The organism is Geobacter sulfurreducens PCA, from assembly GCF_000007985.2.
GTDB lineage: Bacteria > Desulfobacterota > Desulfuromonadia > Geobacterales > Geobacteraceae > Geobacter > Geobacter sulfurreducens.
This window is the reverse complement of sequence record NC_002939.5, coordinates 1,074,117-1,098,733: the sequence shown is the minus strand read 5'-3', so window position 1 is coordinate 1,098,733 and position 24,617 is coordinate 1,074,117. Positions and strand designations below refer to the sequence as shown.

Genomic DNA, 24,617 nt, shown 5'->3' with positions numbered 1-24,617 from the left:
ACAACCAAACCATTTCACCACGCCCCGACGGGAGCGGCTGAACCCGGCAGGACATCACATGAGCATCGTAAGCAGTATCTGCACAATGAGAATCTTGCTGATGGTCGCCACGGGATAGACCGAGGCGTAGCCGATATTGGGGAGATCGTTGCCGGTCTGCTCCAGGGCGTAGCCGAGAACGGCGGGTTGGGTCTGGAGGCCGGCGACCATACCGATGAGGATGCTCATGGGAATTTTCATGAGTTTGTGACCGATCCAGAGGGTGGCGAGGGCCGTAAGACAGGTGACGACCGCACCGGCGGCGAAGATGGCCAATCCGCCCCCCTTGGCGAGGGTGGTGACGAAACCGTAGCCCGCCCGTGTGCCGACTCCGGCCAGGAACAATACCAGGCCGATCTGGCGCAGGGTCATGTTGGCGCTGTAGGGCAGGCTCCAGACCATAGAGCCCGACCGGCCGATGGTGCCGAGAATCAGCGCCACTATGAGGGGCCCGCCGGCGAAACCGAGCTTGAGGGTGATGCCTCCGGGCAGGGGAATGGGGATGATGCCGAGCAGGAGTCCCAAGGCCAGTCCCAAGCTGAAAGTGAGGATATCCACCTCGCTTACGGCCCGGTAGGAATCGCCGAAAAAGGCCGTCACTTCTGCCATGTGATCGCGGTGCGTGACGACACGTACCCGGTCGCCAAGCTCGAGGACCATGTCGTCATGGGGCAGGAAGTCGTCGTCGCCACGCCGCACCCGCGTAACGGTGGCACCGTAGTTCTCGAACAGGTTAAGCTCTCCCAGCTGCCGCCCGGCTACCCGGGGATTCGAGACAAAGATCCGCCGGTAGTCGTACTCGCTCCGGTCAACGGTGATCTCTTCTTCGCTCACTTCCCCCAGAAAGGCGGCTACCCGCCGCAGCTCCGTCTCGGTTCCCACTGCGGTAACAAGATCGCCCGGCTGGAAGCGAACCTGCGGGCCGGTGAGAAGATATGAATCCCCGCGCCGGATCCGGCCAAAAATCACGTCCCACTTCTCATGGCGGGCCAGCTCGGCCACGGTGTGGCGCCCTGCCCCGGGCCAGGCGATGCGTACCGTCATGCTCCGCAGCGCCTCCGACGCGGTTCCAGCAAGCCTGAGCCGTTTCCCTTCCTCGCCGTAATCGACGTTCCAGAGCTTCTGCACCAGACTGATGGCGAGCACCACCCCCATGACCCCCATAGGGTAGGCCACCGAGTAACCCACCACCGGTTCGGCCAGCAGCAGTTCACGCAGTTCCGGCGAGGCGATGTGTTTGATGGTTTCCAGTGCCCCGGCCAAGGCGGGGGTATTGGTGAGGCTTCCGGCAAAGAGGCCCGCGGTGACGGTCCCCTTGAACCCCAGGAGTCGTTGGGCTCCCACGACCAGCCCGGCAGCGACCAGGAGCATTCCGATGATCAGGGCGTTGTTGCGGATTCCCTCGCGTTTCAGGGATGCCACAAAGGCGGGGCCGCTGGAGAGGCCGATGGTGTAGACAAACAGGGCGAGGCCCAGGACATAGACGATTTCGGGGAGCTTCAACTCGGGATGGAGCGATCCCATGGCCAGCCCCACGAAGAGCACGGCCGCAACTCCGAGACTCGATCCCCGGATTTTGATCCTGCCGAGGGGATAGCCGATTGCCGCCACGAGGAACAACACAAGAAGAGGGTTTTCAAGGAGGATTGAAAGCATGGGAGCGGGGCTCACATCCGGAGCGTGGGCTTGATGGTGTCGGGAATGAAGCTCTCGGCTGTGCGCCACCCCTTGCCCGGCACGTGAACGAACTCGAACCGGTAGGCGATGAAACCGAGGAGGTCAAAAGGAGGCGGCATGTCCGGGTCGTACCGGACCACCTTGTAGCCGATCAGGTCGCCGACTGAGGGGGCGCGCGAGGACTCCTTGAGGGTACACGCCTCGATCGCCTGGCCGCCCTGGCTGTTGGCCAGACGGATGCGAAAGTAGCGCTCACCCTCGGGACTTACGCGTACGAACTCCTCCACCAGGGCGGGTATCACCGCTTCGAGGAGAATACGGTTTTCCAGATTCCGGCAGGCATAGTCGAAAGCGGCTTCGGCGCTGTCGAAGATGGCTGGGTCCGCCTTTTTACGTTTGAACAGTCCGAACACGGCTGCCTCCTGGCCGATCAGGGATTACCGCTAGCCAGCCTTTACTCTCGTCGTCCTGAGGAACACGACCACTGCGCCGCTGCCCCCCATGTCCCGGGGGGCCGGAGCGAATTCGGCCACCATGCTCTTGCCCCGCTCCCGGAGCCAGGACAGGACCGCCCCTTGGAGCACCGGCTCACCGGAAGAGTTGTTCCCTTTTCCCGTAATGACGAGAACAGCCTTCTGCCCCCTTCGATGGGCACCGGTGATGAACCGCTCAAGGCTCGCCACGGCCTCTTCCCGGGTGAGCCCGTGGAGGTCCAGCTCCAGATCGATTCGTATCTGGCCGCTCTTGAGCTGGCGCAACCGGCTCACCGGACGGGGAGCGCCGCTGTCGCCCGGCAGACTCTCGCGAAAACTCACGTCAAGCTTCAACCGCGCGATGGCTTCGGCAAAGGCTGCCTGGTCGGCAGCTTCCAGCCCCTTGACCAGATCATCGTCAGCTGTCCGAGCCTGCCCGGCCGGTTCTTTCGGCGGGCGTTGTTCCGACGGCCCCTTGCCCGACCGATCCATGCGGTTTACACCGGCCATTTCCCTCAGAAAAAGATTCAGATCGTCGGGTTCCGCCGTGCTCCGGGGCGGAGGAGCGGCAACCGCCGGCTGTTTTTTCTCCGGCTCGGCCGGCTCGGGACGAAATCCTTTGAGGCCGCTGAAGGGGCTGGGGGAGAACTTTTTCGTTTTCTGTCCGGATTGTGTGCTTTTCTTCTTCATGGACATCGCGCGTCAGGGGGCATCCTTCGGCACCAGGATGATCTCGATGCGCCGGTTTTTGGCCTTGCCTTCATCGGTATCGTTGGGAGCGACGGGGTGATACTCTCCGTAGGCCACGGCAGACAGCACGGCGGGATCAATTCCACGGCTCTGGAGGAAACGGGTCACGTTGATGGCGCGGGCTGAGGAAAGCTCCCAGTTGGTGGGGAAGCGCTTGGCAAGGTTGCCGACGATCTGAACGTTGTCCGTATGTCCTTCGATCCTGATGGCCTTGTCCTTTACATCCTTCAGGATCTCGACCACCTTCTGGAGAAGGTCCATACCCGCCGGTTTCACCTCGGCTTTGCCCGAGTCAAAGAGAATTGCATCCACCATGTTCACTGTCAGCTTTCCTTTGAGCTCGGAGATGGTCACCTGTCCCTGGGCAATCTCGCCCTTCATCTTGTCGAGCAGATCCTCGTAGGTCTTGCTCACTTCCCGGACCTGCTCCTCCTTGGCTTTCTGGGTCGAGGCGATGTCGGCCTTGAGGCGGGCATTTTCGGCTTCCAGCTGGCTCACCTTCTGGCGCAACTCCACAATATTCTGGGAAAGTGAGTCAGATTTCGCCTGGAGCACCTGCTGGAGCTCCCGGTTGTCAGCGGTGAGCTTCTCCTTGTCCTGGGCAAGACCGGCGGCCTCGTCCTTGAGCTTGGCAAGCGCCCCCTTGAGCCCTTCGTTCTCCGAGGACAGGGCTGAATATTTCTCCTGAAGCGTCGTCAGTTCCTTCGACAGGTTATCGGCTTCCTCTACTTTTTTCAGATACTTTCCTTCGCCGACAAGGCACCCGGACAGCATTAAGGACGAGAGAGACAGTACCGCCAGGATCACCAATCGTTTCAGCATGAAACCCTCCTTTTCGCTCTGCAGCAACCGGCACGGCCCCGTCGAGGAACGGCGCCACGGACGCGAGCTGCATCATGTCTGGAATCATTGAAAAATATACACCGGCACCACGGCTGCCGCAAGCACAAGGGCCTGGGGAATCCACAACCGGTGATAGACTTTGGTCATATCCGCCCCGAAATACTCGCGCGTAAGGACGAGGCATAGATGGACCGGCGAGATCATGACCCCGGCAAATCCACTTCCAAACGCAAGCGAAAGCAGACCTAAAGACGGGACGTCGCCCCCCATCAGCGGCATGAGGATCGGAAAGGTGATCCCCACGAAGGCCACGGTGAGGCCGGTCATAGTCCCCGCAAGGAATGGAATGACCGTAATGATGAGCACTGTGGGCAGGCCGCTCTCGGCGAAAAAGCGCGAGATGCCGTCCAGCGCCCCGGTCAGCCGCAGGGTCTCCTGAAAGATCATGATCCCGAAGACGAGGGTCATGGCCTTGAGCGATATGCTCTCCCTGAGGGACCGGACGATGGCGGCCGGCGAATACCGGTGGGCCAGGTACATGAGCACGGTCACACCACCCATGGCCGGGACTGGATTAACCCGGAAGACAACCACCAGGACAAGGGCGGCCATTATGGGCGATATGGTAATGAGGAACACGCGCAGCGCCTTCCCACGCCCCACGGACGTGCTGCTGCTGGCCGGAGTGGGACCAACCCCCGAAAAGGCGAACACCCCCCCCCAGAGCACCACCGACAGGGCATAGGGAAGGTTGGCCAGGACAATCTTCTGGTAGGGGATATGCGCCAGTCCGGCCACGAGAATAATGCCGGGATAGAGGGGGGAGACGTATTCCCAGATATGGCGATACCAGTAGTTGACGAACGCCTTCTGGTCAGCGGGAATCGATAGGCGGGACGCGGCCTCGCTCACCATTGGCGCCGAAAAGACCGCTCCGCCCGGAGAGGGCAGCATCCCGATCATGGCCGGCATGGATGCCATGACGAACCGGGCGTCGGGGAAAACCTCGGACAGGCTTTCCACCATCCGCTTCAGGGTACCGGTGGAGCGGAGAATATTCTCCATGATCATGGTGAAGATGAGGGTAGCCGTCATCTCCAGCGAACTGGGAGAAACCAGCGCCACCCAGGCCCCGGCGAGAAAATCGAGCGGCGGCGTCAGGTAGAGAAGCGCCAGGATCGCCGCTCCAATGAGCATCACGAGTCCCAGGTGCATCTTGCGCCGCAGCAGGATGACCACCACGACGAGGACGGCGAGTGTTCTGAGGAGATCATTCATGTCTGGCCCGGAGAGAGGGTTGGGTTACCTGCCCGCGAACAAAAAAAGGGACGGAACCGTCCCTTTTCGTGCTGCCTTGCGTTAGACGGCGACGTCTACTTCCGGACGAACCGCCGCTTCATCCCCATGGCGGCCGCCTGCTGCTTCATGACGACGCTCTGGCGCTCCAGGTGAAACTGGAGCCACATCTCGCCGTAGTTCTTCATCTTCATCTTCTTCCCTTCCTTGAGTGCCTCAAGGTTGGCGGTTAGCTTGTCGTCGCCCGGGATCTTCTTGAGTCCACGCTCCAGGACCTCACGAGCCTGCCCAATATCCTCGCACTCGGTCCAGCAGTAGGCATACACGCTCCAGAGCAGCGACTCCTTGGGGCTCCACTGGACCGCCTTCTCGAAGGTCTCCTTCATCTTGTCCCGCTTGTTCCGCTTCATGTAGGTGATGGCGAGCATGGCCATGGCAACCCAGTTCTTGTTGAAGGCCTTCTCAAGATAGGGAAACGCGCCGGAGAAATCCCGTTTCAGGTAGTAGATGATGCCGATCTGGGCGTTGATCTGCCCCTCCACGTAAATCTGCCAGCGAGAGTAGCGGAGTCCCTCTTTCAGGTCGCGGATCGCCTTTTCCACCCGCTGGGCCTGGATATCCCGGGATGCGCTCTCCATGAGGGCAAGAACCTTTTTCATGACCACGCGGGAGATGAGGAGGAAAGAGCCGCCGAACAGCGTCAGCCCAACAAGAATGGCCCACCACCAGGACGAGGTGCCGGCGGCGAGGATGATGACGACAATGGCGACAAGGGCGATCGCGCCGGAAATCAGGAAGTTGTACATTGCGGATGAAGTCCTTTCATTCGTGAGTGCAGTGAAGAATAGAGCGTGCTAGCTGTTCTCCCCGCCGTCGACCGGCACCATCGACCCTTTTTTCTCCACATACTTGGCGACGATGATCCGCTTGCCGGGGTGAAGGGCCATTTTGCCCTTCAAATTATTCCATGCTGCCAGAATCCGTTGGGAAATGTTGAATTTCTTGGACAGCGAGGCGACGGTGTCGCCTTTCTTGACCGTGTAGTACTTGTTGAATGCGCGGGACTCGTCCTTCTTCGGCGACGCCTTGGCGACGGTCCTTTCCGCGGCATCCTCCGTCGCGACCGGCACCGGCACCAGCAGGGTGCGGCCCCGGAGCTTCGAGGTCGGCTTCAGTTTGTTAACCTCGGCCAGGGTCTCGGCAGTGGTGCCGTAGCGTCGCGCGATCGCCTGCAGGGTATCCTTTTTCTTAACCCGGTAGCGGCTGTAGACAATCCGCTCGACGTAGCGCTGGTCCGCGGGGAGATGGGCGTATGCCTCCTCGAAGGACGTGCGCTTTCCCTTGGGGATTTTGAGCTCGTAGTCGGGGTAGTCGGGAGGTGTGCACCAGCGGCGCAGTTCCGGGTTCAATTCCTTGATGGCCTTGACATCCACCTCGCAGAGTTTGGCCACCAGGTCCAGATCGGTGCGCGAAGGAATGGCAACTAAGTCGAACTCGATGGGGGGAAGATACGCCACATCGGCGAAGCCGTAGCGGGCCGGCTCCTTTGCGATGATGGCGGCGGCCAGGAGCTTCGGCACGTAATCCTTGGTCTCCCTCTTCAAATACGAGCCCTTGGATATTTCCCAGAAGTCCCGCGTGTTGTATTTGTCGATGGCGCGCAGGATCTTGTTCTCGCCGGCGTTATAGCCTGCCGCAGCCAGATACCAATCCTGATTGAAGAGGGAGTAAAGCTCCTTCAGGTACATGGCGGCGGCAACGGTCGACTTGAGCGGATCGCGCCGTTCGTCGATCCATTGGTCGATCCTCAGGTCGTAACGTTTTCCCGTGCCCGAGATGAACTGCCAGGGGCCCACGGCGCTCGCCACGGAAACCGCATGGGGCGTAAAGCCGCTCTCGATCATGGCCAGGTAGACCAGATCCTCGGGAAGTCCTTCCTTCCTGAGAACCTCGCGCATCATGGGAATGTATCGTTCGGAGCGGGAAAGCCAGCGGGAAAAGGACTTGCGGCCGGAGGTCTGGAAATAGGAGATGAAGTACTCTACCTTGCCGTTGAGGGCAAGCGGGATGTCCGATTCGGGGAGGTCCTGGCCGGGGAGCTGCAGTTCGAAATCATCCTCAAGGGATGTCTCGTCCTCCACGACGATGAGCTCTCCCATGGACGGCTCCAGCGGATTCGCCCGGCGCCCCTCGGCAGGGGAGGCAGCCTTTGGCCGCGCCGATCCCACGCGGGGAACAACTCCCGACAGATCGGCCTGCAGCGAACCGCTCCCCAGGGAGGTCAACTCCCGCAGGGGGTTCAAGTGAAGATCGGATGCCTGGGCAATGGGTGTAAACAGCAGGACTATGGCCAGCAGGAAAAAAGATCGATTCATGGGAGCCCTTCCACGCACTTTCGCGAGGGAATAATGTGGGAAGCCGGTGCCATGCCGGATGCGGCAGTATAGTCGCATTTCACCAAACTGTCAAGATTAGGAGGTTTTTAGATGATAACCAATTGAAGGGACGGGTGTTTCGACTCAGGAGAGGTCGGACGGCACATCCTGCCCTGCCTCGTCGGGCCAGAAACGCCGCTCCATCTCCAGTAGGAGCGGTTCAAGGCTCGAGCGGTCTGTCGCGCTGATGGTGATGGCCCCGTGACGGCGAGCCAGCTGGCGGATCTTCATGAATGCCAGAGGGGCCTTCCGCTTCAGCTCAGGCACCAGATCCCCCTTGTTGAACACAACCAGGCGCGGTTTATCGCCAAGCTTAAGCTCTTCGAGGATCTTCCCCACCTGCTCGATCTGCTCCTCGATGCGGGGATTGGCGCAGTCCACCAGGTGAAGGAGGAGATCCGCGTCCTGGAGTTCTTCCAGGGTAGCCTTGAATGCCCCCAGCAAGGACGCGGGCAGGGAGCGGATGAAGCCCACCGTGTCGGTGATGATCACCTCGCGCTCCCGGGGGAAGCGGAGCCGGCGGGTTGAAGTATCGAGGGTGGCGAAGAGGAGATTTTCGGTAAAGACGTCGCTCTTGGTCAGGGCGTTGAGCAGGGTCGACTTCCCCGCATTGGTGTAACCCACGATCGAGACGATGGGAAGGCCGGCCCGAACCCGCTTCTGACGCCGCTGCTGGCGGCCCCGGGAAAGCTCCTCGAGCTCCCGTTCCAGCTTGGCAATGCGGTCCCTGATGCGGCGGCGGTCAATCTCCAGCTTGGTCTCGCCTGGCCCCCGGCCGCCGATCCCCCCCATCAGACGCGACATCTGCACCCCGCGACCAGTGAGGCGCGGCAGGATGTACTTAAGCTGGGCAAGCTCCACCTGGACCTTGCCGTCAAGACTGGTGGCCCGGCGGGCAAATATGTCGAGGATCAGCTGGCTCCGGTCGATAACCTTGAGTTCGGTCAGGGCCGAGATGGAACGAACCTGGGCCGGGGAAAGCTCCTGGTCGAAAATCAGAAGCGTCGCTCCCAGCTGAAGCGCCCGGATCACGACTTCCCGCATCTTGCCCTCCCCCATCAGGTAGCGGGGATTGAACTGGCGGGGACGCTGGATCGCGATATCGAGAACTGCCACGCCGGCGGTGCGGGCCAACTCCCGAAGCTCGTCCATGGAATCCTCGGCCTCCTCCCGGGGATGTTTCGTGACCGAGATGAGGATTGCCCGTTCCGTACCGGCAGCGACTTCCCGGGAGTCGGTGGCGACGGCCTTTTCCAGAGAGCGTTCGAGGTTCGAAATAAAGGCGCCGAAATCCATCCGGTGGGCGGCCAGCGGCTCGGCTGACTCCACGCGGTAGGGATGGGCACTGTCGTCGGAGGGATTGAGCGATGCGGTCTGGATGGCGAGCCGGCGGTCGTCCTCGTGGACCTGGATGACCGCCATCAGATCGAAGCGCAGGAGCGCCAGGTCGGTGAGGTCGTCCTCGGTAAAGGAACCGCCCCTCAGGTTGGTGTGAATATAGCGAAGCCCTCTCAGGAGCCGCCGGCCCAGCGGATACTCGGACAGGTCGGGGATGAAGAGGCCCCGCTCGTCGCCGATAATGACATACTCGACGGAGCCGTGGCGGTTGACGAGAATCCCCACCCGCCGGCGGATGTCCCGGGTGATATCCACCATCCGGGCCGCCAGTTCGGGGGTGATCAGTTCGTCGGGCGGCACCTTGCGCCGGTAGAGCCGTTCAAGGGCCGCCACCTGGCTCGGCTTGAGCCCCATGAGGTTGCCGTGCAGCTGTTTGATTGAAAACTCCTTGAGGCCGGCAGCAGCCTCGTTTGTCAAAGTCCTATGATATTATACCCGCTGTCGACGAAGTGCACCTCCCCGGTAACCCCGCTCGACAGATCGCTGGCCAGATAAAGAGCCGCGCCGGCCACTTCCTCCTGGCTGATATTGCGGCGAAGAGGCGCTTTCTCGGCCACGTGGCCGGCGATCTGGTTGAAGCCGCCCACGCCTGCTGCGGCGAGGGTCTTCAGTGGACCGGCAGAGATGGCATTGACGCGAATGCCGTCGGGGCCGACGGCCTCGGCAAGATACCTGACGCTCATCTCCAGTGCCGCCTTGGCGACCCCCATGACGTTATAGCTCGGGAAAACCTTCTGGCCGCCATAGTAGGAAAGGGTGATAATGCTCCCCTGCCGCTCCTTCAGGAGGGGATGGGCCCCCTTGGCCAGGGCGATGAGGGAGTAAGCGCTGATGTCCATGGCGAGGGAAAAGCCTTCCCGGGTGGTATTGAGAAAGGACCCCTTCAGTTCGTCCTTGTTGGCAAAGGCCACCGAATGAACCAGGGTGTCGAGCCTTCCCCACGAACGCTCAATCCGGGCGAAAACTGCCGCAATGTCGTCGTCGTTGCGAACGTCGCAGGGGAGAATGAGGCTCGCCCCGATGCTTTCGGCAAGCGGGATCACCCGCTTGGCCAGGGTTTCGTTGGCATAGGTGATCGCCAGATCGGCGCCTTCCCGCCTGAACGCCTGGGCAATGGCCCACGCGATGCTTTTCTCGTTGGCGATGCCGAAAACGACCGCCTTTTTGCCTTCCAAAAGACCCATGAATCCGCTCCTCCCTACCGGATGCTGTCACCTGCGCGGAGCACTCACTTCGGCTCGGCGCAGAGGGGATAGTAATACAAAAAAACCCCCTCGTTGGCAAGACATATGGCGATTTTATGATACAAGTGTGAATGGGGAGGACGCCATGACCGGCACCTACACCGAACTCATCGAGGGAAGCGAGCGATTGAGCGGGCTTACTGATGTGGACGAGGTAATCAAAGACCTCTCCCGTCTGCTGCGCAAGCTCGTCAAGACCCGATGGATCGCCGTTTATTTCTTCGACCGGGAACGGAGGGACTTCGCCCCGGCCCGCAGCACGGGACTCCCTGCCAGCTTCCTTCCCGTGTTTCGCGAGATGCCGCTGGCTCCGGACAAGATACCCCTCCTGAAAAGCATGCTCCGCAAGCGGCAGCACCTGATGCTCACTGATCCCGGCTCCTCGGACCTGCTCACCCCGAAGCTCCGGAAACTCCTCCGGAACCTCTGCGTCCTGGCGGTCCCCATGGTGGTCAGGACCCAGGTCATCGGTGCCGTGTTCATGGCCCGGACTCGCGACAATCCTCCCTTCTCCGACGCTGAAACCGCCATCATCCGCGACCTGGTCTCCCACGCGGCACTGGTGGTTTCCCACATGCAGCTCTTCGACGAGTCTCTGGACATGGCCCTGGACCTGGCGGGCCGTATCGACGTAATCCTCACCATCGACGAAATCAACAAGGCCATCTCCTCTTCTCTTTCTCGGGAAAGGATCATGGAAACGGCCATGGCGCAGGTGGAGCGGATTACCGGCTGCGAGTTCGTGGCAATCCTCCAGGCGGAAAACGGAGGGCTCAAGGTCATGTCGTCCCATGCCTCGGGGCTTGAGATCCCCGCGGCCCTCCGCCCCGGTGCGCCCCTGTCGCTTGCTGGCTGTACCGCCTGGACTGCCTTCCGCACCGGCCGCAGCGCGAGCATTGCCGACTTGGCCGATACCAGGAAGCCCGGCACCGTTTCCCGGACCCTTCTGGCCGCCGGCATCCGGTCGCTCCTGGCCATTCCCCTCATGTCGCGCGACCAGGTCAAGGGCGTGCTGCTGCTGGGCGACACGGAACCCGACAAGTTCGCCCGGGGCGAGACCTTTACTATTGAGAAGATCGCGTCACAGATGGCGGTGGCACTGGAAAACGCCCGGCTTTATGAAGACATGCGCAGCCTGTTCTTCAACACCGTGTCCAGCCTGGCCAATGCCATCGATGCCAAGAGTCCCTGGACCAAGGGACACTCGGAACGGGTCATGCACATTTCGACCCGCATCGCCAAGGAGATGGGGCTTTCGGAACAGGAAGTGGAACAGATCCGGCTCGGGGGGCTGCTGCACGATATCGGCAAGATCGGCGTCATCGAGGCGCTTCTGGAGAAGCCGGCGCTCCTTTCTGAGGACGAATTCCCTCCCATGAGGCTCCATCCGGAAAAGGGGGTTGCCATCCTGGCCCCCATCGCCCAGCTGAAGGAGGTGCTCCCCGTTATCCTCTACCACCATGAACGGCTGGACGGCTCGGGCTACCCCGAGGGGCTCACCGGTGATCACATCCCCCTGGGGGCACGCATCGTGGCGGTGGCCGACTCCTTCGACGCCATGGTGTCGGAGCGGCCCTACAAGCATGCCAACACCCTCACGGAGGCCCTGGAAGAGCTTCGTGCCGGCGCCGGCAGCCAGTTCGATCCGGTCGTGGTCGAATGCTTCGCCAGGTATGTCAAGCGGGTAATGGGCAAAGGGGGCGGCAACACGCCCGGTGTGCTCTGGGAAGCTGCCTGAAGGGATCAGGGGGTGAACGGCGGGCGACGGTTTATTCCGTCTCCTCCGGCGGAGCTGCAGGGGCGGGACTCACCGGTTCGCGAGCGCCACGCACTTCCTCCAGCCGTGCAAGACGTTCCTCCACGCGACCGAGACGCTGCTCCACCGATTCGAGAAGATCCAGCGCCCGCTCCATTTTCGCCTTGACCGCAAAGACCGCGAAAGGGAGCACCAGCCAGACGGCCACCACGAACAGGCCGAGAATCGCCATCATAACCATCATGCCGCCGAAGATTTCCATCTCTCCACTCCCGGGGCGCAATTGAGCAACCTTACCCCGTCGAAGCGTACCTTTCGCCCGGCGAAAAGTCAATCATCTCAAAGGACTGCCCCCCCGGCGACGTTGGACAACACCAAAATAAAAGCTTGCGTTTTTCCGGCCCCATGCTACTATGCCTAAATTTTAAGCAATAAAATCGTGCGATCGCCAACGAATGATCCGTTCTCTTACCATAGGCTCCCTGACCCTGGGAAACAATCTCATCCTCGCCCCCATGGCCGGGATAACCAACCTTCCCTTCCGCCTCCTGGCCCGCGAACAGGGGGCAGGTCTCTGCTTCACCGAGATGGTGAGCGTGAACGGCCTTGTCCGGGAAGGTAAAAAGAGTTTCGAACTCCTGCGGAGCGTGCCGGGGGATCGCCCCCTCGGCATCCAGCTTTTCGGGGACGACCCGGACGTCATGGGCCGGGTGGCGGCCACTGTGGACGGATACGGGGACCTCATCGACATCAACATGGGATGCCCCGTGAAGAAGGTGGTGGGGACCGGCGCCGGGAGCGCCCTCATGCGTGAGCCGGACAAGGTGCGGGCCATTGTCAGGGCCGTCCGGCGAGCCACGCGGCTGCCGCTGACCGTGAAGATCAGGAGCGGGTGGAGCTGCGAAGATGCCAACTTTATCCAGATTGCCCGGATTGCCGAGGAAGAGGGATGCAATGCAGTTACGCTCCATCCCCGGAGCAGGGCACAGATGTTCGAAGGCACGGCCGACTGGACGAAGCTCGCCGAACTGAAGCAGGCCGTCGCCATACCGGTCATCGGCAGCGGCGACCTCTTCAGCGCGGCCGACGTGGCCGCCATGCTCGACCGGACCGGCTGCGACGGGGTCATGATCGCCCGAGGTGCTCTGGGAAATCCGTGGATCTTCAGGCAGGCCCTGGACCTGATGGCCGGACGCGAGCCGGCGGCGGCCTCCCCGGCCGAACGGTTGGCGGTGGCCCGGAGGCATCTGGCCCTGTTCACGGAAATGGCCGGCGAACGGGTAGCCGCGAGAGAGATGCGCAAGCACCTGGGGTGGTACTCCCACGGACTCCCCGGTGCGGCACAGTTCCGGAAGGAAATCAACGAGATTGAGGGCAATGGCGCCCTGATGGAAGCAGTGAGCCGCTTTTTCACGGCTGTGGGGGCGCCATGACCACCGAAGAAAAGAAAGAGGAATTCCTTGCCACCGTGATCGACAGCGTCGGAGACGGCGTCATCGTCATCGACCTGGACGGACGGATCGCCCTGATGAACCCCGCTGCGGAGGAGATCTCCGGCATTTCGCGGCGGCAGGCCGTGGGACATCGCTTCGCCCTCGTCTTCCACCGGGAGGCGGTGCTGCGGGAGATGGTCGGCAAGACCGCCACCAGCGGCATGACCATCTCCGACCACGAGAACATCGTCATCCGGAAGCTGAAGCAGCTGACGCCGGTTTCGGCGACCACCTTCCCACTTATGCTTCCTCACGGCGAAACCACCGGGACGATCCTGGTGCTGCGCGACATCACCAGCATCCGGGAGCTGGAAGATGCCGTCCGCAATGCCGACCGGCTTTCCACCCTGGGAACCCTGGCCGCGGGATTGGCCCACGAGATCAAGAACCCCCTGGGGGGCATCAAGGGAGCGGCCCAGCTCCTGGAGCTGGAACTGCCCACCGAAAGCGAGTTGCGCGACAACGTCCGGATCATGCTCAAGGAGGTGGAGCGGGTCAACCGGATTGTTGAGGAGCTTCTGGCCTTGGCCTCGCCCCGGGGACTGCAACTGAGCAAGGTGAACCTCCATAAGGTCATCGGCGACATCCTCACGCTCCAGAAGCGCTCGACCGAAGGGAAGAACGTCGCCTTCCAGCAGCAGTTCGATCCCAGCATCCCGCCCATCCTTGCCGACGAGGGGCTGTTGACCCAGCTTTTTCTGAACCTCGTGAAAAACGCGATGGAGGCGGTGGATGACGGCGGCTGCATCCGGGTCGCCAGCCGGGTGATATCCGACTACTCAATGACCCAGAAGGGCGAGCGACGCTCGCGGATGGTGGCCATCGACGTGGCCGACGATGGACCTGGCATCCCGCCGGAGCGGCTCGAGCAGCTCTTCACGCCCTTTTTCACCACCAAGACCAAGGGGACGGGCCTGGGGCTGGCCATCTGCCAGAAAATCGTGACGGAGCATCGGGGAATGATCAAGGTGGAATCGTACCCCGGCAAAGGGACCACCTTCACGGTGATGCTCCCCCTGATTCAGTAGCCGGGATCTTTCCCTTAACCATGTTCACTTCCATATCCACAGTTCGAGGTCTGCAATGTTACTGAACCGCATATTGGTTGCCGATGACGAAGAAAGCATGCGCTGGGTCCTCTCGAAGGCCCTGCGCAAAAAGGGATTCACCGTGGACCTCGCCCGCGACGGAGAGGAAGCCCTGCGACTGATCCAGTCCAACGAGTACGACTTGGCCATCCTCGACATCAAGATGCCCGGCTTCACCGGGCTGGAATTGCTCGACAAGGTACGGGAGCTCAAGCACGATCTCCTCATGGTGATCATGACCGCCGAGGCGAGCATGAAAAACGCCGTGGAGGCCATGAAGCGGGGGGCCTACGATTACATCACCAAGCCCTTCGACCTGGATGTAATCGATGCCATCATCGAAAAGGTGCACAAGGCCCGGGAGATCACCTCCCAAATGACTATTCTGCGGGAAGAGCTGAAAGAGCGCTATCACCTGGAGAAGAACATCATCGGCAACTCCCCCGCCATGCGGGAAGTCTACAAGACCATCGGCAAGGTTGCCCCCAGCGACGTGACCGTTCTCGTTCAGGGGGAGTCAGGGACCGGCAAAGAGCTCATCGCCCGGGCTATTCACTTCAACTCCAAGCGGATCGGCAAGCCGTTCATCGCCCTCAACTGCGCCGCCATTCCCAAAGATTTGCTGGAAAGCGAACTCTTCGGCTTCGAAAAGGGGGCGTTCACCGGCGCCGTCGAGCGCAAGCTGGGCAAGTTTGAGCAGGCCAACGGCGGCACCATCTTCCTTGACGAGATCGGCGACATGCCCCTCGATCTCCAGGCAAAAATCCTGCGGGTGCTCCAGGAGAAGGAAGTTACCCGCACCGGCGGCAGCCAGAACATCGCCGTGGACGTACGGATCGTGGCAGCCACCAACCAGAACCTGGAGGAACTGGTCCGCAAGAAGCAGTTCCGGGAGGATCTCTTCTACCGGCTCAACGTGGTGCCTATTCAGCTGGTACCGCTGAGGGAGCGTAAGGAAGACGTGCCGCTTCTGGTGGACTATTTCCTCCAAAACGCCTGCGCGGAACTGGAGGTTTCGCCAAAAAAATGCTCTCCCGAGGCCATGGCGCTCCTCACCACCCACAGCTGGCCGGGCAACGTACGGGAACTGGAGAATACCATCAAGCGGGCGGTGATCCTCTCGTCCGACCCGCTTCTCACCCCATCCGACTTTCCGGGGCTGCGTGCCCGCCAGACGGGAAGCGAGGCGACCGCTGCGGACGACCTCTCCCTGGAAGCCCTGGTGGACATGAAACTGCGGGCAAGCCTCACCAACCTGGACAAAATGGAGAGCGGGGATATCTATAACCTGGTCCTCAAGCAGATCGAGCGGCCTCTCATCCGCTTCGTCCTGGAAAAGACGCGTGGCAACCAGGTGAAAGGAGCTGAGATCCTCGGCATTAACCGCAACACGCTACGCAAGAAGATTCAGGAGCTGGGCATCGAACTGAGAAAAGACTGAAAGGAGGGAGCATCTGATGGGAATTATGGAGAAGTTCTTCCTCGACCGGCAGCAGGCAGTGCTCGTGGTCATCGACGTGCAGGAAAAGCTCTGCGCGGCCATGGACCCGGAAGTTCTGGAACGGCTCACGAAAAATACCGGCATTCTGCTGGAGGCCGCCCAGGATCTCGGCATGCCGGTGGTTGCCACTGAGCAGTACGTGAAAGGCCTCGGCTGCACCCTTCCGGTCCTGAAGGAAAAGATCGAGGGAGACGCTTGCGAGAAAATGACCTTCAGCTGCTGCGGCGACGACGCGTTCCTGAACCGTCTCGCGGCACTGGGACGCAAGCAGGTCATCATCACCGGCATGGAAACCCATGTCTGCGTGCTCCAGACGGTCATCGAGCTCCTGGAGCGGGGCTACCATGTCCACCTGGTGCGGGATGCCATTATGAGCCGCCGCAAGGAAAACTGGTTCGTGGGAATGGAAGTGGCGCGGGACGCCGGCGCGGTCATCACCTCCACCGAAGCGGCCCTGTTCCAGCTCCTCCGCGTGGCCGGCAGCGAAGAGTTCAAAAAACTGTCGAAACTGGTGCGCTAGCAGATCGCGGTCGCACGCCATTCCGGGCCGTCCGAAGAGGACGGCCCTTTTTTTGTTGTTGCATGCGCCGGACTACCCGGCATCACGGGTTCCGGGATAAAAAAAGCCCCCTCTCCCAGGAGGAAGGACGAGGGGGCACAAGAACGGGAGGATGGGTTAAAAGAGGAAGGTTACCTTGACCGAAAACCCGTTGATGAGCGGGTCCTGTTGCCGCGTTATCCGCTGGCTCTGCTCCCGGATTTCGTCATGGGGGGCGAGATCCGTGTAGCCGATTTCAACGGGAACACCGCCGCAGTTGAGCGTCACATCGCCGGTTGGGCTGGCTGATATGCTGAAAAAGGTGGCATTTTCCGATTGGGAGGCGGGTGAAGCGGGAGGAGGAGAAACTATAGCCGGAGAATCATGGCTGGTGGCCGATGCGAGGTAAGCGGGGATTGAGTCCGCCAGCGCCGGTATCGCCACAACGGCAACGACGAACAGTACAACCTGCGCAACAACGGCCTTGCCCCATCTGCGACAACACTCCCGAGAAACTCCCATGGCTCGTCTCCTTCCGGCACCGGATAAAGAGCAAGCCGGGGCCGAACGTCGTCGTGCTGACATTTCGGCATCCCGGCTGTCTCAGAGAGACCCTGTGGGCTTTCCGTCCCACCCTCGCGGATGGTTTAGTATTGTCGTGTATCAACGATATGCGGTTTGCATGTGTCATGCAAACCGCATACCATTCAAGTAACAGTATTGTTCCCCTTTTGAAACCCCCTATTCAAGCGAGAGCGCGACGAACAAGAACGACCGCAAGGTGACCTTTTCCGTCGTCCAATGACGGAAAAGGTCGCGATCAGACGGCAAGCCTTCGCGCAATCACGTCGTGATTGAGCCAGAGGACCGGTGCCTGGGGCACCCAGGAGTGATCGAACATGAGTTGGCCCACTGCCTGGAAAACCGCCTTGGAAAGCTCTGCGCAAACGATGTTCTTGGGATCGGCGTTCATGGTCATGAGCGCGTCCGACGCGGTGAGCATCAGGGCGGCCTGATCCGGCGTGTTATGGCGGGGCCACTCTTCCAGTTTGCCGAAGGATGCCAGAACCGGAGAAGCAAGGTAGGCATCGGCCTGGGCCAACACGGCATCCATGGTTTCCCCTTCCCTGAGCAGCGCCTGGCAGGCGGCGCGGATGCCGGCTGCCGCCGAGGAGCCACCCTCTCGCGCAAGGGCAGCCAGCAACGGGTACAGAGAAAGTTCAACCCCAAGGAACAGAGCGCTGGAATTCGTCTGGATCTCCGGCGAATTGTAGACCGTAGCCTTCACACCCTGCTGCCAAACCCGGCAGGCCCATTCCTCAAGGCGGATCTTGGCCCATCCCTGCAGATAGGGAGTGTAGGATTGCCACCGGTATTCGCCGCCGATGAGTACCTCGCAGCCATGGTAGCCGTAGGCTGCGTAGGAGACCCTGGCGCCGGCGACCTCCACCCGCGCCCGCAGTGAGGCAGTGGCGTCCACAAGGGCGCCGAAGGTGTCGGCGGTCACCTCGTCGAAGGAGAGACTGCACAGCCGACCCACGTCGGAGTTCCAGAAGAGCTCCGAGGAGAGGAAGCGGTCTCCCTGTCCCTTGAACACGCGGTTGAGAAGCGGCATGAGGGTCCGGGCGCGGGGAATGCCGCCAGCCATGGTGTGCACGATCAGGAGATTGGCCCCCGATGGCACGAGCCCGTCGAGCTCCCGCGCGAAATCGGCCAGGTTGCCCCGGAAGCGGGCAAGCCCCTTCTGGCGCGACTCCTCAATGGCGGCCATATCAAGAGCGGTTGTGGCTACGGTCTCGGGCTTCACCCCTTTGAGGCGGTCGACCGGGGTGAGCCCGTCGCCGGCAGGCTCCAGATCGAAACCGGCTTCCAGCGGGACATTAATGATCTTCCCCCCCAGGTTCGCCTCGGCTTCGGCCAGTTCTTCGGCGGTGAGAGGGCGCAACGGCCCGTTGTTGTCACGGCGGCCCACCGTGGCGCCGATAATGGTCATGCCGGCTTTCCGAGCCTCGTCAACGATGCCGTTGGCGTAGCCGCGGCCGAACAGTTCGCCGAAGAGGACGAAAACGTCGCCGGGACCGTAGCCGGCAGCAGCGGGAACGTCACGGAGCGGAGTGTATGTGGTCATGATTGATTCCTCGATTCGTAATGGGTACTGACGTCCAGCCGCCGGGGCCGGTCGGTTCCGGAGGATGAGCCGGGCAGGCGGCGCCCTACTCTTTATCCTCCACATCCACGATCAGGCCGCGACCGAAACAGACGCCGCGCTTGGCCGACTTGATGAAGTCAATGAGGTAGCGGACATCATCGGTGATGTGGAGGGAGCGCTCCACCTCTGCCAGGGCATTCTGCATGTTGAGACCCGAGAGGAACAGGAGCTTGAAGGCGTTCTTGAGCGCCCGGATGCGGGACTGGTCGAAACCGTTGCGCTTGAGGCCAACCAGGTTCAGCGCCTTCACCGTATGGGTGTCGTCCATGATGCAGAAGGGAGGCACGTCGCGGGACGAGCGGGACAGCCCCCGCATCATGGCAAAGGTGCCGATGCGGCAGAACTGGTGCACCACACTGTTACCGGAAATGATGACCCGGTCTTCCACCACCACGTGTCCGGCCAGGAGGGCGCCGTTCACCAGGATGATATTGCTCCCCAGCTCACAGTTGTGGGCCACGTGGGAATGGGCCATGAACAGGTTATTGCTGCCGATCATCGTTTTCGTCCCCGGCCGGTTACCCCGGTGAATGGTGACATACTCGCGAATCACGTTGCCGTTGCCGACGATAGTCCAGCTCTCCTCCCCCTTGTAGCCGAAGTCCTGGGGGTCGTGACCGACGATGGCGCCGAAGTGAATGACATTGTTCTCGCCGATCTGCGTCCAGGGACCGATAACGGCGTTGGCCATCACCCTGGTGCCGGCGCCGATGGAGGAGTGATCTCCCACGATGACGTTGGGGCCGATTTCCGCGCCGTCGGCAATGGTGGCGGAGGGGCTTATGTGGGCAGTCGGATGAATGTTAGTAATCATGATGCTTCTCCATATTTTCGAACTTGGTGAATTCGCCGTTGAACAGCAGGTTGACGGAGCCGATGGGGCCGTTACGCTGCTTGCCGATAATGATCTCGGCGTCCTTCTCGTGCCCCTTGGTGCAGGAACCGTCGCGCTTCTTGCAGTCATCGCAGTAGACAGCGTCGCGATACACGAACATGATCACGTCGGCGTCCTGCTCTATGGCCCCCGATTCCCGCAGGTCGCTCATCATGGGGCGCTTGTCGGTGCGGCTTTCCAGGCTCCGGTTGAGCTGGGAGAGCGCCACCACCGGCACGTCCAGCTCCTTGGCCAGGGCCTTGAGGGAGCGGGAGATTTCCGAGATCTCCTGCTGGCGTGACTCCTGACTGGAGCCGCGCATGAGCTGGAGATAGTCCACCACGATCATGCCGAGGCCGTTCTCCGCCTTGAGGCGCCGGGCCTTGGCCCGCATCTCCAGCACCGGAATGGCCGGGGTATCGTCGATGTAGAGCCGGGCCTTGGAAAGCTTGTCGGCCCCGTGGGTCAGCTTGTGCCAGTCGGTGTCCACCAGGTGACCGGTCCGCAGGCGGCTGGCATCAACCCGCGACTCGGAGCAGAGCAGACGCATAACCAGGGATTCCTTGCTCATCTCCAGGGAGAACACGGCCACGGGCAGGGGCGGATCGGCATGGGCCGCGGCATACTGGGCGATATTGAGGGAAAAGGCCGTCTTGCCCATGGAGGGGCGGCCGGCAATGATGATGAGATCGCCCGGCTGGAAACCGGCGGTCATCTTGTCCAGGTCGTAGAACCCGGTGGGGACGCCGGTTACGTGCTCTTTCTTTTCGTAGAGGGTCTCGATTCTCTTGAAGGTATCCTTGAGGATGGTGCCCACCGGGGTGAAAGCAGGGCGGAGCTTGTTCTCGGAAATCTCGAAGATGGTCTTCTGGGCGCCGTCCAGAAGCTCGTCCACCGTGGTCTCCTCGTCATAGCCGCGGGTGACGATGTCGGTGGCGGCGGTGATGAGGCGCCGGGTTACCGACTTCTCCTTCACGATCCGGCAGTAGTAGGCGATGTTGGCGGCAGTGGGGACATAGTCCACCAGGGTGGCAAGATAGGCGCCGCCCCCCACCTCCTCCAGCTCTCCCTTGCGCTTGAGCATGTCCGTGAGGGTGATCAGGTCGCAGGGCTCGCTCCGGTTGGATAGGTCGATCATGGCCCGGAATATCTTGCGGTGGGACTCGCGATAGAAATCGTCGGCCTCGATCAACTCCAGACAGCGGTTGATCGCCTCGTTATCGAGGAGCACGCCGCCGAGAATCGACATCTCGGCTTCAATGCTCTGGGGAGGAACTTTTCTCAGATCGACCGCGGACATGACCTGCCTTGGGAAGAAACGCTGGATGTGAGTCGGAGGAAGGGGTACTATACCCTGCGCCGCCGGTCCGGGTCAACCGTTTTGACCGGGCCGGCGGCGCGCCGGAATAATGCGGATCAGCGGGAGGATAGATGCCGGAGTTGCCGGAAGTGGAGACAACCCTGCGGGGGATCGCGCCCCATGTGACCGGGCGGCGGGTGACGGCGGTCACGGCCCGGGCAGCCAAGCTGCGGTTGCCGATTCCCCCCGAGTTGGGCGAGCGGCTCACCGGCAGGGTCATCGAACGGGTGGAGCGCCGGGCCAAGTATCTCCTCTTGCGCTGCGGCGACGGCACGGCCATTATCCACCTGGGGATGACCGGCACGCTCCGGGTCGCTCCGGCAGGCAGTCCGCCGGGAAAGTACGACCACCTGGACCTGGTCCTGGACGACGGCCGCACCCTCCGCTTCAGGGATCCGCGCAAATTCGGGCTCGTCCTCTGGACCGGCAGCGATCCCCTTGCCCACCCGCTACTGGCACAACTGGGGCCGGAGCCTTTCCCGCCCCTGTTCAACGGGAGCTATCTCTTCTCGCGCAGCCGGAAGCGGAATGCCGCCATCAAGCTTCTGCTCATGGACAACCGGATCGTGGTCGGCGTGGGGAACATCTACGCCAATGAGGCCCTGTTCCGGGCGCGCATCCATCCCGAACGCGCCGCGGGGTCACTCTCTGAGGAAGACTGCGCCACGTTGGCAACCGCCGTCGGGGATGTGCTGCGCGACGCCATTGCCGAAGGAGATACAACCCTCCACGAATTCATCGCGACCGAGGTTCCTTCGGGGTATTTCCGCATCAATCCGGCCGTCTACGGACAGACCGGCAAACCGTGCACGGTCTGCGGCACGCCCATCGCCCGGATCCGGCTCGGCAACCGCTCAACCTGGTTCTGCCCCGTCTGCCAGAAATGAAAAAAGCCGGCTGTGCCGGCTTGACCGGGACGCAGTCGCGGACGGTCAGTTACAGTCGTCGCGCCAGAGACAGCTATCCTGCCCGCACGAGTCGGCGCGGTTGGTCCCGTAACACGCTTCGTTCCCCTCATCCGACTGGATTGCACGGACGAGTTCCGCCTTTTTCATGGAACCGGCCTTGATCCCTCGCTGCTTGGCAATCTCTTTGACTTGCTGCATGTTCATCGCTCTCATCCTCCCGACGGGTATGTTGTTTTCGCCGCATTACATCACAGTATCAGCCGTGTATTGCGGCACCATCACAACGTGATAACGATATCAGGAAATCGGTCCGCTGCAACCGCACCCTGCCGCCACCTGCTTCACGGACGGGGTCTCGCTCCCTTGGGAATCCTTATCGACACGTCCGAAAAAACATTTAATTGTTTCATGAAAAAATTCCGCATTTTCTCCCCCTGCACTTTCTTGCTCGACAAACTGAGAATTTTTCAATAAAATCCCGCCGTATACTGTATACACTTACGCGGACAGCATGGCCCGGAGCGTATAACGATTCCCGCCCGACCCTGCATCCCCGGCCGTCAGCCCATGATCGAAAGGAGAGCACGCGATGTCCACCAAGCCGTTCGTCTACCAGGACCCTTTCCCCCTCGGCAAAGATGAGACGAAGTACCGCAAGATCGAGGGATCCGAGAAACATGTCACGGTCGAGCAGTTCGCCGGCAAGGAAGTGCTGCGGGTCTGCCCCGAGGCGCTTTCCATCCTCGCCAACGAGGCGATGCGCGATGTATCCTTCCTGCTGCGCCCCGAGCACAACGAGTCGGTGGCGAAGATCCTGCGCGACCCGGAAGCGTCCATGAACGACAAGGGCGTGGCCCTCGCATTCCTGCGCAACGCCGAGATCTCCGCCAACTTCGAGCTTCCCATCTGCCAGGATACCGGCACCGCCACCGTCATCGCCAAGAAGGGCCAGCAGGTCTGGACCGGCGGCAAGGATGAAGAATACCTCTCCAAGGGGGTCTACAAGACCTACACCGAGGAGAACCTCCGTTACTCCCAGACCGTTGCCCTCAACATGTACGACGAGATCAACACCGGCACCAATCTCCCGGCCCAGGTCGAGATCCAGGCCGTGGACGGCGATGCCTACAAGTTTCTCTTCATGGCCAAAGGTGGGGGCTCCGCCAACAAGACCATGCTTTTCCAGGAGACCAAGGCGCTGCTCACCCCCGAGAAGCTTGAAAAGTTCCTCGTGGACAAGATGAAGTACCTGGGCACCGCCGCCTGTCCGCCCTACCACATCGCCGTGGTCGTGGGCGGCTGCTCCGCCGACCAGTGCATGAAGACCGTCAAGCTTGCCTCGGCCAAGTACCTGGACGCACTCCCCACCCAGGGGAACGAGCACGGCCAGGCGTTCCGCGATGTGGAGCTTGAGGAGAAACTCCTCCAGGCCGCCTACAAGCTCGGCATCGGCGCCCAGTTCGGCGGCAAGTACTTCGCCCACGACGTCCGGGTCATCCGGCTTCCGCGTCACGGCGCTTCCTGCCCCGTGGGGATGGCGGTCTCCTGTTCCGCCGACCGCAACATCAAGGCGAAGATCACCAGGGACGGCCTCTTCGTGGAAGAGCTCGACCGCAATCCGGGCCGCCTCATCCCCGAGCAGTACCGCGGCAAGCACGAGCACGGCGTCAAGATCGACCTGAACCGCCCCATGAAGGAAATCCTCGCCGAGCTCAGCAAGTACCCGGTTGCAACGCCGCTGCTCCTGAACGGTACCATCGTGGTCGGCCGCGACATCGCCCACGCCAAGTTCAAGGAGATCATCGACGCCGGCAAGCCGGTGCCCGAGTACCTGCTCAACCACCCGATCTACTACGCGGGACCGGCCAAGACCCCGGCTGGCAAGCCCTCCGGCTCCTTCGGCCCCACCACCGCCGGCCGGATGGACTCCTACGTGGATCTCCTCCAGTCCAAGGGCGCATCCATGATCATGATCGCCAAGGGGAACCGCAGCCAGCAGGTGACCGATGCCTGCCAGAAGTACGGCGGGTTCTACCTGGGCTCCATCGGCGGCCCGGCCGCGGTTCTTGCCGAGGAGAACATCAAGAAGGTCGAGTGCATCGACTTCCCCGAACTGGGGATGGAAGCGGTCTGGAAGATCGAAGTGGAAAACTTCCCGGCCTTCATCCTTGTGGACGACAAGGGGAACGACTTCTTCAAGCAACTGGGTCTGTAAGCACTGAAGCCCACCACGCCCCCGGCCTCCTGCGGCCGGGGGCGTTTTTGCGCGTATCGGTCAATGGTAGCGGGCCCGTGTGCCGGGGCGCCGGATGGACGCAGACAAAGGATCAGGAACCATGCAAGTCATCGACGACGGCCGCTGCTTCATCTGCGGCAAGGACAACCCCATCGGACTCAAGGCGGAATTCGTCACCGACCCTCACGAGCGGCGCGCCGAGACGCGCGTTCGAATCCCGGAGGTCTTCCAGGGATGGCAGGGGGTGACCCACGGCGGCATCATCTCGGCCCTGCTGGACGAGATCTGCGCGCAAGCCTGCATGGCGAGCGGACTCCAGATAGTGACCAGCGAGCTGCGCCTCCGCTACCGCGAACCGGTACCCACCGGATCAGAGATAACGGTAATCGGTCAGGTGACGGGCGAACGGCGCCGCCTGGTGGATGTGAAGGGGTGGGTCGAACTGGACGGACGGGTCATGGCCGAGGCCGAAGTGACCATGTTCCGGGTGGGGTAATCT

At 61.6% G+C, this 24,617-nt stretch carries 23 protein-coding genes and 1 riboswitch; of the genes, 8 read left to right on the top strand and 15 right to left on the bottom strand.

The genetic code is table 11. The features are described from left to right. Positions 1 to 54: 54 nt before the first annotated feature. The 9 genes from GS_RS05095 to GS_RS05055 all read right to left on the bottom strand — a co-directional run bounded on the left by GS_RS05095 (position 55) and on the right by GS_RS05055 (position 10,095). On the bottom strand, positions 55 to 1,695 hold the full coding sequence (locus tag GS_RS05095) for an aspartate:alanine exchanger family transporter (protein WP_010941681.1): 1,641 nt from the start codon (positions 1,693 to 1,695) through the stop codon (positions 55 to 57). 11 nt (positions 1,696 to 1,706) lie between these two features. Further along, positions 1,707 to 2,129: a hypothetical protein gene (locus GS_RS05090; protein WP_010941680.1), complete on the bottom strand. Its 423-nt coding sequence runs from the start codon at positions 2,127 to 2,129 to the stop codon at positions 1,707 to 1,709. 30 nt (positions 2,130 to 2,159) lie between these two features. Beyond that, positions 2,160 to 2,879, bottom strand: coding sequence for a Smr/MutS family protein (locus GS_RS05085; protein ID WP_010941679.1), 720 nt, complete (start codon positions 2,877 to 2,879; stop codon positions 2,160 to 2,162). A gap of 12 nt (positions 2,880 to 2,891) precedes the next feature. After that, on the bottom strand, positions 2,892 to 3,761 hold the full coding sequence (locus tag GS_RS05080) for an OmpA/MotB family protein (protein WP_010941678.1): 870 nt from the start codon (positions 3,759 to 3,761) through the stop codon (positions 2,892 to 2,894). A gap of 84 nt (positions 3,762 to 3,845) precedes the next feature. Further along, positions 3,846 to 5,060, bottom strand: coding sequence for a DUF401 family protein (locus GS_RS05075; RefSeq protein WP_010941677.1), 1,215 nt, complete (start codon positions 5,058 to 5,060; stop codon positions 3,846 to 3,848). A gap of 95 nt (positions 5,061 to 5,155) precedes the next feature. Beyond that, positions 5,156 to 5,884 (bottom strand): tetratricopeptide repeat protein, encoded by a 729-nt coding sequence (locus GS_RS05070; RefSeq protein ID WP_010941676.1) that lies wholly within the window; start codon positions 5,882 to 5,884, stop codon positions 5,156 to 5,158. A gap of 48 nt (positions 5,885 to 5,932) precedes the next feature. Further along, a complete protein-coding gene (locus GS_RS05065; protein WP_010941675.1) occupies positions 5,933 to 7,453 on the bottom strand; it encodes a lytic transglycosylase domain-containing protein in 1,521 nt (506 codons plus the stop codon). A gap of 144 nt (positions 7,454 to 7,597) precedes the next feature. Beyond that, positions 7,598 to 9,265, bottom strand: coding sequence for a GTPase HflX (gene hflX / locus GS_RS05060; protein ID WP_010941674.1), 1,668 nt, complete (start codon positions 9,263 to 9,265; stop codon positions 7,598 to 7,600). A gap of 59 nt (positions 9,266 to 9,324) precedes the next feature. After that, positions 9,325 to 10,095 (bottom strand): enoyl-ACP reductase FabI, encoded by a 771-nt coding sequence (locus GS_RS05055; RefSeq protein ID WP_010941673.1) that lies wholly within the window; start codon positions 10,093 to 10,095, stop codon positions 9,325 to 9,327. A 145-nt stretch (positions 10,096 to 10,240) separates the two neighbouring features. Here GS_RS05055 and GS_RS05050 point away from each other — a divergent pair, with 145 nt between their 5' ends. Then, positions 10,241 to 11,893, top strand: a complete 1,653-nt coding sequence (locus tag GS_RS05050) for an HD domain-containing phosphohydrolase (protein ID WP_010941672.1) — start codon at positions 10,241 to 10,243, stop codon at positions 11,891 to 11,893. A gap of 31 nt (positions 11,894 to 11,924) precedes the next feature. On the opposite strand, the gene GS_RS05045 is transcribed toward GS_RS05050, so the two are convergent. After that, entirely contained in the window at positions 11,925 to 12,173 is a 249-nt protein-coding gene (locus GS_RS05045) for a hypothetical protein (protein ID WP_010941671.1), read from the bottom strand. A gap of 193 nt (positions 12,174 to 12,366) precedes the next feature. Between GS_RS05045 and dusB the strand changes: the two genes are divergently transcribed. From dusB to GS_RS05025, 4 genes are read left to right on the top strand one after another with little or no spacing between them, the layout of a single operon-like run. After that, positions 12,367 to 13,344, top strand: a complete 978-nt coding sequence (gene dusB, locus GS_RS05040) for a tRNA dihydrouridine synthase DusB (protein ID WP_010941670.1) — start codon at positions 12,367 to 12,369, stop codon at positions 13,342 to 13,344. Further along, on the top strand, positions 13,341 to 14,432 hold the full coding sequence (gene gnfL / locus GS_RS05035) for a nitrogen fixation sensor histidine kinase GnfL (protein WP_010941669.1): 1,092 nt from the start codon (positions 13,341 to 13,343) through the stop codon (positions 14,430 to 14,432). Before dusB ends, gnfL begins: the two co-directional genes overlap by 4 nt. A gap of 55 nt (positions 14,433 to 14,487) precedes the next feature. Further along, a complete protein-coding gene (gene gnfM, locus GS_RS05030; RefSeq protein WP_010941668.1) occupies positions 14,488 to 15,933 on the top strand; it encodes a nitrogen fixation sigma-54 dependent transcriptional regulator GnfM in 1,446 nt (481 codons plus the stop codon). A gap of 16 nt (positions 15,934 to 15,949) precedes the next feature. Further along, a complete protein-coding gene (locus tag GS_RS05025; protein WP_010941667.1) occupies positions 15,950 to 16,513 on the top strand; it encodes a hydrolase in 564 nt (187 codons plus the stop codon). A 156-nt stretch (positions 16,514 to 16,669) separates the two neighbouring features. On the opposite strand, the gene GS_RS05020 is transcribed toward GS_RS05025, so the two are convergent. From GS_RS05020 to dnaB, 4 genes are all read right to left on the bottom strand, one after another. After that, positions 16,670 to 17,053 carry a hypothetical protein gene (locus tag GS_RS05020; protein WP_010941666.1) on the bottom strand — a complete coding sequence of 128 codons (384 nt, stop codon included), beginning with the start codon at positions 17,051 to 17,053 and terminating at the stop codon, positions 16,670 to 16,672. 63 nt (positions 17,054 to 17,116) lie between these two features. Next, positions 17,117 to 17,193: riboswitch (cyclic di-GMP riboswitch) on the bottom strand. Positions 17,194 to 17,351: 158 nt separating this feature from the next. After that, the gene (locus tag GS_RS05015) at positions 17,352 to 18,659 is read right to left on the bottom strand and encodes an enoyl ACP reductase FabMG family protein (protein ID WP_010941665.1); all 1,308 of its coding nucleotides are present in this window, start codon (positions 18,657 to 18,659) and stop codon (positions 17,352 to 17,354) included. Positions 18,660 to 18,744: 85 nt separating this feature from the next. Further along, positions 18,745 to 19,554, bottom strand: a complete 810-nt coding sequence (gene lpxA, locus GS_RS05010; RefSeq protein ID WP_010941664.1) for an acyl-ACP--UDP-N-acetylglucosamine O-acyltransferase — start codon at positions 19,552 to 19,554, stop codon at positions 18,745 to 18,747. After that, positions 19,544 to 20,914: a replicative DNA helicase gene (gene dnaB / locus GS_RS05005; RefSeq protein ID WP_010941663.1), complete on the bottom strand. Its 1,371-nt coding sequence runs from the start codon at positions 20,912 to 20,914 to the stop codon at positions 19,544 to 19,546. Before dnaB ends, lpxA begins: the two co-directional genes overlap by 11 nt. A gap of 131 nt (positions 20,915 to 21,045) precedes the next feature. Between dnaB and mutM the strand changes: the two genes are divergently transcribed. Continuing rightward, on the top strand, positions 21,046 to 21,861 hold the full coding sequence (mutM, locus tag GS_RS05000; protein WP_010941662.1) for a bifunctional DNA-formamidopyrimidine glycosylase/DNA-(apurinic or apyrimidinic site) lyase: 816 nt from the start codon (positions 21,046 to 21,048) through the stop codon (positions 21,859 to 21,861). Positions 21,862 to 21,906: 45 nt separating this feature from the next. Here mutM and GS_RS04995 read toward each other — a convergent pair whose 3' ends face one another. Beyond that, positions 21,907 to 22,086 carry an SAP domain-containing protein gene (locus tag GS_RS04995; protein WP_010941661.1) on the bottom strand — a complete coding sequence of 60 codons (180 nt, stop codon included), beginning with the start codon at positions 22,084 to 22,086 and terminating at the stop codon, positions 21,907 to 21,909. Between the two features lie 385 nt (positions 22,087 to 22,471). Between GS_RS04995 and GS_RS04990 the strand changes: the two genes are divergently transcribed. Together GS_RS04990 and GS_RS04985 are read left to right on the top strand one after the other, a co-directional pair. Beyond that, entirely contained in the window at positions 22,472 to 24,097 is a 1,626-nt protein-coding gene (locus GS_RS04990; RefSeq protein ID WP_010941660.1) for a fumarate hydratase, read from the top strand. Positions 24,098 to 24,218: 121 nt separating this feature from the next. Beyond that, positions 24,219 to 24,614: a PaaI family thioesterase gene (locus tag GS_RS04985; RefSeq protein WP_010941659.1), complete on the top strand. Its 396-nt coding sequence runs from the start codon at positions 24,219 to 24,221 to the stop codon at positions 24,612 to 24,614. The last annotated feature ends 3 nt before the right edge of the window (positions 24,615 to 24,617 follow it).